This is a genomic window from Candidatus Arsenophonus phytopathogenicus, assembly GCF_056113345.1.
Map to the genome: position 1 here is coordinate 990,474 of NZ_JBUIOB010000017.1, position 11,386 is coordinate 1,001,859.

The window sequence follows — 11,386 nt, forward strand, 5'->3', positions numbered from 1 at the left end:
AACAATGACGTATTCTGTTGTTGCTTCAGATTTAGATGGTACTTTACTGTCTCCTGACCACACTTTACCCCTTTATACAAAAGAAACGTTGAAATTATTAGCAGAAAAAAATATTCATTTCATTTTTGCTACGGGTCGCCACTATATTGATGTTGATCAGATCCGTAATGGGTTAGGGATTAATGCTTATATGATCACATCTAATGGCGCTAGGGTACATAACACCAATGGAGAGCTGATTTTAACGCATAATCTTGATCCTGATATTGTTCATGAGCTCTGTTTAATGGAGTTTGATAATCCAAATATTCTGACCAACTACTATTCTAGCGATAATTGGTTAATTAATCGTGAGAGTCCGGAGCAAAAAGCATATTTTCAAGAGTCTGTTTTTCACTATCAATTTTTTGAGCGTGATAATTTTTCGACGACGGATGTGAGCAAAGTTTATTTTACTTGCGAAGATCATCAGCAGTTACTACTATTGCAGGAACAAATAAGAAATCGTTGGAGTGATCGTGTCAACGTTAGTTTTTCATTACCATGTTGTCTAGAGGTTATGAATGGTTGTGTTTCCAAAGGAAATTCACTAAAGCAGGTAGCGGATTTATTAGGCTATACTTTGCAGGATTGTATCGCTTTTGGTGACGGAATGAATGATTATGAAATGTTAACCATGGCGGGAAAAGGCTGCATTATGAAAAACTCACATCAATTATTACGAGATAATTTACCCGATATGGAAATTATTGGTTCTAATGAAGAAGAAGCCGTTTCCTATTATTTACGTCGACTTTATAGTGGTATTTAAATATTTGGCGTAGATAAAAACCATGTAAATTGAGGTTACGGAAGTTCACTTTAGAAAATAACAGGATAATTTATTATTAATTTGTTGCAGTGCTTCCGTTTTTAATTATATCAACAGGTTAATTAATAATGAATTTTCAAGATTTATTATGATTTATATTATGGAAAATAAATTGCTTAAATCTATTTTTGAGTTGTGATTTGTATAGTGTGAAATAAAGGGATACTAAGATTAATATCTTAGTATAATTTTTGAAGCGTTAGTTATAAAAAGGAGCTGGCGATATGAGAAAATTAATTCTGGTATTTACGCTAGGAATAATAAGTTATGGTTCTTTAGTATCTGCTAATATAACAACTACAAAATCTAATGGAATAACGCAATTACAGTAATTAGCTGAACAAGGTAATGACAAAGCTAAGTATGAACTGGGGGAAAAATATTTCCGTGGACAAGGAATTTCTCAGGACTTCAAACAGGCTGTCGTTTGGTATTTGAAATCAGCTGAATTAGGTAATGCAGATGCGCAATTTAGACTCGCGACTATGTATGTTAATGGTTTTGGTGTTAGGCGTGATTATGATCGGGCAATAGAATGGTACCAAAGGGCAGCAATCCAGCAGCATGTTCGTGTGCAAAGCAATATGGCTACCATGTATGCTCATGGATTAGGTGTGAAACGAAATTTACCGGAAGCAGCATATTGGTATGAGCAAGCATCAAAAGGGGGGTTATGCATTGGCACAGTTTAATTTGGGATTAATGTATAGTATTGGCAACGGTGTGATAAAAGATTATAAAAAAGCCGTCTATTGGTTTAAACACGCTGCAAAACAGGGATATGCCAAAGCTCAGGATCGTTTAGGTGTCATGTATGCAGAGGGACATGGTGTTAATAAAGATAATAAAATGGCCTATGCATGGTTAGCTACCGCAGCTTGTAATTGTAATAAAGAAAGTCAAAAATTTCATGATAGGATCGGTAAATTGTTTTCTGATAAAGAAATGAAGGCAGCGCAGGCGTTAGCTGAACGTTATATTAAAAAGTACCCCACCCAAATTGATTAAAAATAAATTAACTGATAACTAGATTAAATCCGTTATATATTAAAATAATATTATATTTATGTTAAAAATAAATATGATATATTTTGTTTGATTTTTACATAATTTTATCTGTTATTTAAACGGCCAAAGTTGATTGTAATTTATAATTCTCCGGCTTTTCTTGCCGGCTTTCGCCCAGATGTATTTTTTGTTGCACTTCGTAATAGATTATTACTGGCAATATCAACTCGGGCTTGAAAGGGCGGAAATGGTAGCGTGATCCCATGTTGTGCAAAACCGATTAATATATTTTGATGAACTTTATGGCGGGCAGGCATTCTGTGCCCCATTTCTGCCGCATAAATACGTAATTCAAAGATTTGAATACCTTGTTGTAAATCAACTAGATATACTTCAGGTGCCGGGTTAGTTAAAATCATCGGCGTTTTCTCGGCGGCATTTAATAATATCTGACTGATCTCGGTACTATCTACATCAGCGGGCGCTGGAATGGTTAAAACAATACGAGTGATAGTATCGGATAACGACCAGTTAATAAATTGCTCGGTAATAAAGGCTTTATTAGGAACAATAATTTCTTTGCGATCCCAATCTGTTAAGGTTGTTGCTCTAGTATTGATTTTGGTAATACTGCCTGTTAAATCACTAATAGTGACGGTATCGCCTATACGAATTGGTTTCTCAAATAAGATCATTAAACCAGAAATGATATTGGCAAAGATTTCTTGTAGCCCAAAGCCAAGTCCAACACCCATCGCGGCAATTAACCATTGTAGTTTTGACCACTCAATACCAAGCATGGAAAACCCGACTAAGCTACCTATAAGCGCAATAGTATATTTAGTCAAGGTGGTGATTGCATAGCCAGTTCCTGGAGTTAAATCAAGGTGTTGTAACAGGGCGAGTTCCAACAATGCCGGCAAATTTCTAATTAGTTGTGCTGTAATTATAATAATAAGAATAGTAATAAATAGTGAGCTGAGGGTGATCGGTTGAATGGTATCTACACCATTTACCGTAGTAGTTACATTCCAAAGCCGGATATTTTCCAGAAAAGAGAATGCTGAGTGTAGCTCAGACCAAATTAAAATCAGTGAGACTAACGCTACCATAGTGAGAATAGAGCGCACAAGTCCCAGAGATTGTGCACTGATTGTATCTAAGTCAATCGCACTTTCTTCGATATCGGCTAAGCCTTCGCCACTACTATTATTGTCACCTTCATCTTTTGCTCGTTGAGCGAGAATGTCAGCGCGACGCTGTTTTGCTCTTTCAAAAGCAATTTTACGCCGTTGGATAGACATCCAGCGGCGGATAATGTGATAAATGATCAGTAAGAAAAACCAGATTGCAACAGAGGTTTCCAGCCTGGCTAAAAGTTCTTGAGATGTTGAAAGGTAACCCAATAATGCCGCAACCGCAGAAAAAATTGGCGCTATAATCAATAATAACCACAACATATTGCTAATTGCATTCTCACCCGAGCCGTGGCGATCTAGATAAAGCGGTACGCCTACTCGTTTGAGGTTATGGGTAATCAAGCTTAGCGCAATACACAGTAATAAGAAGCATAGTCTGCCTAAGCTTGGGGCAAATTCACGGTCGTTATAATATTCAAACGTAATCAAGGCCATCATCAATGGTACTATGACAAAAATTGATAATTGGTAGTAACGCATTGCCCTTTTTATGTTTTCTTCTGACCAGCCAAAATGAGAAATAAACAATCCGTTTGGTAGTGCAAAAGTAGCACTAATCATAAAAACCCATAAAACCGGTGTTGTTGCCCTCACCCCAGAGCTAATAGCAGTAGCCATAGGGAATTGCCAGGCGCTTTGAAGGCCGTAACCAATCGCTGACCATAAAATAGGTAAAGGAAGTGCTATCAGAATAGACCAAAATACGGTTCGTAAGGTTAGAGCAAAGCGATCCTGGGTTACTTTACCAATACGGGTACTAGCGCGAAGAAGAAAATTATTATAATGCTGATGGGTACTAATGCTAAAAATGACGATAGTAACAGCAGCGAGCAGGTATAACAAAGTATCCTTACTTGCGAAGATAACTCTAATTGCGCCACTGAGTTGAGATAACGTATCTAATGATAGTAAGCGAGTCAGATCTTTTACTATGGTAATTGGATAGTTGAGACTTATAGGATCGGTATCCGCAATCCAGAACATATAGCGATGGGTCGCATCTTTGATATCTGTTAATGAATCGGTTAACTGGTTTGCCGCAACGTAAAGCTTAGTTAATTCCAATATTTCACTGTCATAACCAGAAATTATTGAGCTTAATAATTCTTTCCGGGTTTGGATGAGTGAATCATAAATTTGCGTTTGTTCTGGCGTCAAATTTTTTATTTCGGCTTGCTTTTCCTCGTTCTCTTTATTGTTGGAATCGAGATTTTCCAACATATCTTGATACTGAAGGCGATCAACTCGTTTGTTGATGATTTCTCTGTCAATTTGCTGATTTTTGGGAATTTCTGGCAAATGGTATAACTGTGCGCGTAATGCTTCACCCAAAGTAGTTGAACTGCTTAACCATTGGGCCTGTTCACGAATTGTCCCAAGCGCTTGACGAACGGTTCGTATATCACTGGAAGTTTGGCGTTGCCTTTGTTCAATATCATTTATTCTGTATGCTTGTTCATTAAGTCGTTGTGATAATTTACGATTTAGTTGCAATTGGGCTGTTAAAAATTTGGGAAGCTCTCCCCCTTGAGCAGCTAACATTTCAGTGTGTTTAAGTGCCAGTTGTGCTTTCTGTTGGCGCTGAAAGTTTAGATGATTTCGCAGTTGTTGAAGCTCTTGGTCGATTTGCTGATAACGTTTTTTAAAAAGCTCAATGCGTAAGCGAGCAATTTCTTGGCGATTATTGGCTGAAAGTTGTGCTATTTCTAGTTCATTGGTTTTTGACTTTCTTGCTGTGACTTCTGTTTGTGCTAAGTTATATTGTGCTTCAGCTAAAGGGGAAACCGGAAAATGCAGCGACTGTAGTCTTACGGTAGAGTCAGAAAGCAGCCTGCGAGCTTCTAATAATTGTTGAGGCAATGTTACAAGAGAGTCGCTAATTTCACGATTTCTATCTTGTTCTTGCTGAATTTGTCTGCCTTGCTCAAGTAATTGACTACTAGCCTGAACAATACGTTGCTCAAGTTCGAGGATAGTTATATTGGTTGGTATAGTAACTGTTTTATTGCTTTCAATAAGAAATTGTTGCTGTAATTCTTTTATGATTTTAGGGAAATCATCAATTGCTTCTTGATAAGCGCGGGTTTTTTTCTTTGACTCTTGTGCCTCTGATAACCAATTTAGGGCAACTTGTAATGCCTGAATAATCTCTGCATTTTTTGAATTTTTATTTGCTTCAAGTTGCTTAATCTCTTTTTTAGTTTGTATTTCATCAAGATTAATTGCTGCAAATGCAGGTATCGTGATGAACAAGAGACTAAATAGAATGCCGACTATCAGGCGCACAATATGATTTCCTCAGATAAAATTATTCAGATCCATCAATTAAATTTTGTTGATGGGTCTGTTCCTCAGTATTTGGATAAATTGATTCTGCTAATAATTCACCTACTCGAGTGACGGATCCTTGCTCTAGAGCAGAATTAAGTTTGATATGGTTAGATTCAAACAAATTGATAACAGTTGAACCCAGTTTGAATTTTCCCATTTCTTCACCTTTTTTCAGATAAACTGCACCTGTTTTATCTTTTTCCGGGTAAGTCCAACGTTTGATAATTCCTTCCCGTTGATTATTGACGCAGCCACGCCAGCTAGTATTTATGCTGCCAACAATTGTTGCTCCTATTAGAATTTGAGCCATTTTTCCAAATGTTGTTTCAAAAATACAGATGAGACGTTCATTACGGGCGAAAAGATTAGGGACGTTTGTTGCAGTCAGTTGATTAACAGAAAAGAGATCACCAGGGACATAAATCATTTCAGTTAGTAAGCCATCACAAGGCATATGGACACGATGATAGTCACGTGGAGATAAGTAAGTAGTTACAAAAAAACCATTTCGAAACTGCTCGGCCAGTATATAATTACCTGCTAATAATGCCGTTAAACTGTAAGAATGACCCTTAGCTTGTAGGATTTGATCATCCATAATTAATCCTAATTGGCTTATTACACCATCGGCTGGTAGAGCGAGTTGATTACTACCTGCAACAATAGGACGAATATTTTGTTTTAATGGGCGAGTAAAAAATTCATTAAAGGTGGAATAAGCGGAAAACTCACTTTCTTTGGCTTCTGCCATATCAACTTTATAAAACTTGGCAAAAAGCTTGATCATGAATTGGGTAAACCCAGCCACTTTTTGATCCGCAAGCCAACCTGCTAATTGCGTTAGCCCTTGTTTTGGTAATAGATATTGTAATTTGATCTTTATTTTTTCCAGCACATTAACCTCTAATCTGATCCTAATGTTATTGGGTTGTAATCAAAAAAAGATAGTTATTGTACCTATGCTTTTTATGAATTCCAGAATTATGTTTATAACTATTTATTATCTGTAAAAGATCCACGTGGTTTTATTTGTTCCATGCTTGCTAAAATACGATGGTAATTTTCGAAACGTGATTTTGCTATTTTTCCAGCGATTACCGCTTGTTGTAATGCACATCCAGGATCGTCTAAATGCTTGCAATCACGAAATTTGCAGTATCCCAAATATTGCCTGAATTCGACAAATCCTTTAGTTATTTGTTCCCTTGTTAGATGCCATAAGCCAAACTCTCGGATTCCTGGTGAATCGATAAGATCACCTCCTTTGGCGAAGTGGTAAAGACGTGCCGTTGTTGTTGTATGTTGACCTAATCCTGAATTATCAGATACTTGGTTGATTAAGATTTTTTCTTCATTATCAGGTAATAAGTTATTAATCAAACTGGACTTACCGACACCAGATTGCCCGACAAAAATAGATATTTTTCTTATAAGGTTTTCAATAAGCGTATCTATTCCTTCATTAGTATGACTAGATACCTCTAAAACTACATAGCCAATGTTATGATAAAGTTTTATTGCTTTACTTATTTCTTTTCTGTTCTCTTTATTGAGTAGGTCAATTTTATTTAAAATAATCATTGGTGCAATATTAAGTGTTTCGCAGGCAACTAAATAACGATCAATAATATCTAATGATAATTGAGGTAAAATTGCTGAGACAATAATCGCTTGGTTGATATTAGCCGCGATAGGCTTGAGGCCGTCATAGTAATCGGGGCGAGTCAAGACCGATGTTCGTTCATAGACTGCTTCTATGACACCATTAACTTTTATATTAGATTGCTGATGTAGCGCAGGGCGCCAAATAACACGATCACCGGTGACTAATGAGTGAATTGTTCGGCGAATATTACAGCGTTGAATGTCACCTTCATTTGTCTCGATATCTGCATGCTGACCAAAACGGCTAGTAACTAACCCATCTTGGGGAATGCCAAGCTGATTATCATCAATATCTTGCTGAGATTGTTTTTTTAGCTTACTTTGATGGTTTGCATGTATTCGGCGTTGTTGGCCTTTGGTAAATTTCTTTTTAGCCACCTGACCTCACTAATTTTATTGGTTTGTTGATTGCATTCATTATCAAGAGTTATCGCAGTTGTGCTTTTAAGAAGCTATCATACACTAAGTATTGCATGCTATCAGTTTAGAATGGAACCCGGGATATAACATGGTAAATAGTGAGAACAATTTGATATGGATAGATTTGGAAATGACGGGATTGGATCCGGAACAGGATCGTATCATTGAGATCGCAACAATTGTCACTGATTCCAATCTAACTATTTTATCCGAAGGGCCAGTGATTGCCATTCATCAACCAGAGCAACAGTTGTCACTTATGGATGAGTGGAATGTTAAAACTCATACAGAAAGTGGATTGATTGATAGAGTTAAATCTAGTCAATATGATGAAAAAAAAGCAGAATTAGCTACAATTGCATTTTTAGAAAAGTGGTTACCTGCGGGGGTTTCACCTATTTGTGGTAATAGTGTTGCTCAAGACCGTCGTTTTTTATTCAAATATATGCCTGAGTTGGAAAAATACTTTCATTACCGTTACTTAGATGTGAGTAGCTTAAAAGAGCTGGCGCGCCGTTGGAAGCCTGATATATTGGCCGGTTTTACGAAAAAAAATACCCATCAGGCTTTAGAAGATATAAAGGAATCTATTGCAGAATTAGCTTATTATCGTCAACACTTTATCAACCTTTAAATCGTGTTGTGATCATGCTGATTATGAGCGATTTGCTGTTTTAATCAGCATTTAGATTGAAAATAGATTTTTTTATGGTTAAAAGTACTTGTCTGTTTGATAATTTTTCGTATAATTCGCAACCCATACTGATTGGTAATATTGTTGTTATAAATATGCGGGAATAGCTCAGTTGGTAGAGCACGACTTTGCCAAGGTCGGGGTCGCGAGTTCGAGTCTCGTTTCCCGCTCCAAATTCTTCTTTTATCATCATTAGCATAAAATTCTGTTATATAATTTATTGTTTTTTTTATTATATTTTTTGTTCTTTCTGCTTATTAATTACTTAAAGTTTAGTGGCCAATTTATACCTATTTTGTTGATGGATTTTATTTTTCTGTTTTGGGTTTTATTTAATAATAAGAATAAAATTTTTTGTTGCACTATGATAAAAACCGTCTATTTTTAAATAGGAGAGTTAGTTACTAAAAGAAGTCACAGTCTTGATTAATAGTCAACAATTATATAGCTAATTGAGATAGAATTTATTTGAAAAATCGGGCACATAGGACTTGCAAATCGTATCTGCTAGGCATAGAATTCCACTTCCCCAATTTTGAAGTCGATGTGATGTTACGGCATATACTTTATCAGTGAAGTGAACAATGTGGTGCCATTCTTGGCAGGGAAATTATTTTAGTATTTAAAATGTATTGCAGGTGAATTGATGTTGTTATTTACATTAATTTTAGAAATTTTATGGTTAAAACAGCTACATTTTCTTAGTTAAAATGTTTTAATAACTTATTCATTTACAATTGAATTTTGGTTATGGCACACAGTGCCTATTTAGTTTTGTTGCACAGAGTTATCCACAGGCAAATGCGTTTTTCTATCGCTATTGATGCTTTTCTTTAAGAATGCCATTTAACTTATTGAAAATATTTATATTTTTTGATGATTGATCATATGGTTATTTTTTTATGATCAATGCATTTTTATTTTATGCACAAGTAAACTTGAAGTATCTATTCTAGAAAATACTGATGTTAATAACCAGGTATTGCGCGCAAGGCGCTATTATTATTTTGATAAGGTTTTTATTTATAATAAAAGTATCATTTTAATGATATATTTCAAGGTGTAACTACCTAAGGCAATATAATATTTTTTAATAGCGGATATTTACCCATTTCTCGATATATTGTAGCGCCTTCTTAGTGATGTAAAAAAGCTTCTCGCAACCAAATAATTTTAATCGTTTAAGACAATAATATTGCATAATAAACATTAATTTTTTTATATAAATATGTACAAATCAAATGATAGAATATTGATAAAAGCAAGTAACTGCTAAAGATTAACTAGCTGAATAATAAGCATATGATGTAAGTTTTATTGATAAATATAACATTAAATATCGCTATAATATTCGGTAAGTAATAGTATTTTGTGATATATTTTATGAATTAAATTATTAGATAAAAAATTATAAAAAGTGGCAATATTTTCATGAAAGAACTTATATTATTGCTTGCTAATGAAAAGGCAACAATAACCTTAGGGCAGCGTTTAGCTCAGCTTTCTAAGCAGGGTTTTATTCTTTATTTATATGGAGACTTAGGTGCGGGGAAAACGACTTTTTGTCGTGGTTTTTTGCAAGGTTTAGGTTATCAAGGACATGTAAAAAGTCCAACTTACACGTTAGTTGAACCCTATTTGCTGACTCCTAATCCTGTTTACCATTTTGATTTATATCGTTTAACTGATCCTGAAGAGCTTGAATTTATGGGTATCCGTGACTATTTTGATTGGCAGGCTATATGTTTGGTGGAGTGGCCAAAAAAAGGTGAAGGGATGCTACCATGCGCTGACCTTGAACTCTACCTATCATATGACAATAATGGAAGACAAGCACGATTTGTCGCGTTATCAACATATGGGGAAATGTTATTAGAAAAATTGTCATAATAGGAATACTAATCATGATGAAGACTTCGATGATTAATATAATAAAAAGATGGCAAACTCATGTATTTCTTTTATTAATGACAATGATAATACTTAGCAACTTATTATTGTCTAATGCACAGGCTGCAACTTTATCCAATATTCGCGTCAATGATAATTTATCCGAGGCAAAAGTCACTTTACACTTTGCTGGCGGTAATCCAGAGTACCGCTTCTTTCCCCTTCATGAGCCTGAGCGTTTGGTTGTCGATTTTCGTCAATCTGATCAGGTATCTGGATTACCAATGAAGTTTATAAATAATAATTTGGTTAAAGGGATCCGTACTAGTCAGCCATCGAATAGTCAGTACCAACGTATTGTTATCGAATTGGCAAATGCAGTGAAAGCAAGTGCGGTGGCTGAACAGATAAATCATCGCTATCAAATAATTTTTACCTTAAAGAATAATCGTGCTGGGGCATCGAAGCCTCAGACATCTCAGCCCGCAACTGAAGCAACCAATAAATTGCTATCAATCGATTCACGAGCTGAGAAAAAGTTAGCCAATAACTCGCCAACTCTCTCAATATATAAAAATTTACCTAAAGGTACTCGGCAAGTTGTCGTGGCAATTGATGCTGGACATGGGGGTAAAGATCCAGGCGCAATTGGGCAAAATGGTCATCGTGAAAAAAATATAACAATGATAATCGCGCGTAAATTAGAGAACCATTTAAAGACAGATCCGATGTTTAAGCCAGTGATGACCCGTAATGGCGATTATTTTATTTCTGTAGCGGGTCGTTCAGAAGTGGCACGACAGAAAGCGGCTGATATGCTCGTTTCAATTCATGCTGATGCAGTACCTAATAATCGTGCCCGAGGTGCTTCTGTTTGGGTGCTTTCCAATCGAAGAGCGAATAGTGAATTGGGTAATTGGCTTGAACAACATGAAAAGCAATCTGAATTATTAGGTGGTGCCGGTGATGCGTTAGCAAATGGTGCAGTTCCTTATCTTAGCCAAGCTGTTTTAGATTTACAATTTGGCAATTCCCAACGTGTAGGTTATGCTGTCGCGGTAAAAGTACTGAGAGAATTAAGTAAAATTGGTAATATCCATAAATATGATCCAGAACATGCCAGTCTTGGTGTACTTCGTTCTCCCGACATTCCATCTATTCTGGTGGAAACAGGTTTTATTAGTAATATTTCTGAAGAGAGCCTTTTAGTTTCTGACGATTATCAGGAAAGTTTGGCAGTAGCTATTCATCAAGGATTACGCAATTATTTTACCCAACACCCCTTACAAGCAGCGCCAAAATGATGCA

At 35.9% G+C, this 11,386-nt stretch carries 9 protein-coding genes and 1 tRNA gene; 7 read left to right on the top strand and 3 right to left on the bottom strand.

All coding sequences use genetic code 11. From position 1 onward, the window contains the following. Positions 1–4 precede the first annotated feature (4 nt). The 3 genes from yigL (at position 5) to AC01GB_RS08555 (ending at position 1,879) form a co-directional block, all read left to right on the top strand. A complete protein-coding gene (gene yigL, locus AC01GB_RS08545; RefSeq protein WP_474451468.1) occupies positions 5–811 on the top strand; it encodes a sugar/pyridoxal phosphate phosphatase YigL in 807 nt (268 codons plus the stop codon). Positions 812–1,305: 494 nt separating this feature from the next. Beyond that, the gene (locus tag AC01GB_RS08550) at positions 1,306–1,563 is read left to right on the top strand and encodes a tetratricopeptide repeat protein (RefSeq protein ID WP_474451469.1); all 258 of its coding nucleotides are present in this window, start codon (positions 1,306–1,308) and stop codon (positions 1,561–1,563) included. Further along, a complete protein-coding gene (locus AC01GB_RS08555) occupies positions 1,550–1,879 on the top strand; it encodes a tetratricopeptide repeat protein (RefSeq protein WP_474451471.1) in 330 nt (109 codons plus the stop codon). The genes AC01GB_RS08550 and AC01GB_RS08555 overlap by 14 nt, the downstream gene beginning before the upstream one ends. 140 nt (positions 1,880–2,019) lie before the next feature. On the opposite strand, the gene mscM is transcribed toward AC01GB_RS08555, so the two are convergent. The 3 genes from mscM to rsgA all read right to left on the bottom strand — a co-directional run bounded on the left by mscM (position 2,020) and on the right by rsgA (position 7,452). Beyond that, positions 2,020–5,364, bottom strand: coding sequence for a miniconductance mechanosensitive channel MscM (gene mscM / locus AC01GB_RS08560; protein ID WP_474451473.1), 3,345 nt, complete (start codon positions 5,362–5,364; stop codon positions 2,020–2,022). Positions 5,365–5,386: 22 nt separating this feature from the next. Further along, positions 5,387–6,304 (bottom strand): archaetidylserine decarboxylase, encoded by a 918-nt coding sequence (gene asd, locus AC01GB_RS08565; protein WP_474451475.1) that lies wholly within the window; start codon positions 6,302–6,304, stop codon positions 5,387–5,389. A gap of 98 nt (positions 6,305–6,402) precedes the next feature. Beyond that, positions 6,403–7,452, bottom strand: coding sequence for a small ribosomal subunit biogenesis GTPase RsgA (gene rsgA, locus AC01GB_RS08570; protein ID WP_474451477.1), 1,050 nt, complete (start codon positions 7,450–7,452; stop codon positions 6,403–6,405). A 130-nt stretch (positions 7,453–7,582) separates the two neighbouring features. Here rsgA and orn point away from each other — a divergent pair, with 130 nt between their 5' ends. From orn to amiB, 4 genes are all read left to right on the top strand, one after another. After that, on the top strand, positions 7,583–8,128 hold the full coding sequence (orn, locus tag AC01GB_RS08575; RefSeq protein WP_474451479.1) for an oligoribonuclease: 546 nt from the start codon (positions 7,583–7,585) through the stop codon (positions 8,126–8,128). A 157-nt stretch (positions 8,129–8,285) separates the two neighbouring features. Next, positions 8,286–8,361 (top strand) — tRNA-Gly (locus tag AC01GB_RS08580). 1,258 nt (positions 8,362–9,619) lie between these two features. After that, a complete protein-coding gene (tsaE, locus tag AC01GB_RS08585; protein WP_474451481.1) occupies positions 9,620–10,078 on the top strand; it encodes a tRNA (adenosine(37)-N6)-threonylcarbamoyltransferase complex ATPase subunit type 1 TsaE in 459 nt (152 codons plus the stop codon). A 14-nt stretch (positions 10,079–10,092) separates the two neighbouring features. Beyond that, positions 10,093–11,382: an N-acetylmuramoyl-L-alanine amidase AmiB gene (gene amiB / locus AC01GB_RS08590; RefSeq protein ID WP_474451482.1), complete on the top strand. Its 1,290-nt coding sequence runs from the start codon at positions 10,093–10,095 to the stop codon at positions 11,380–11,382. Positions 11,383–11,386: the final 4 nt, after the last annotated feature.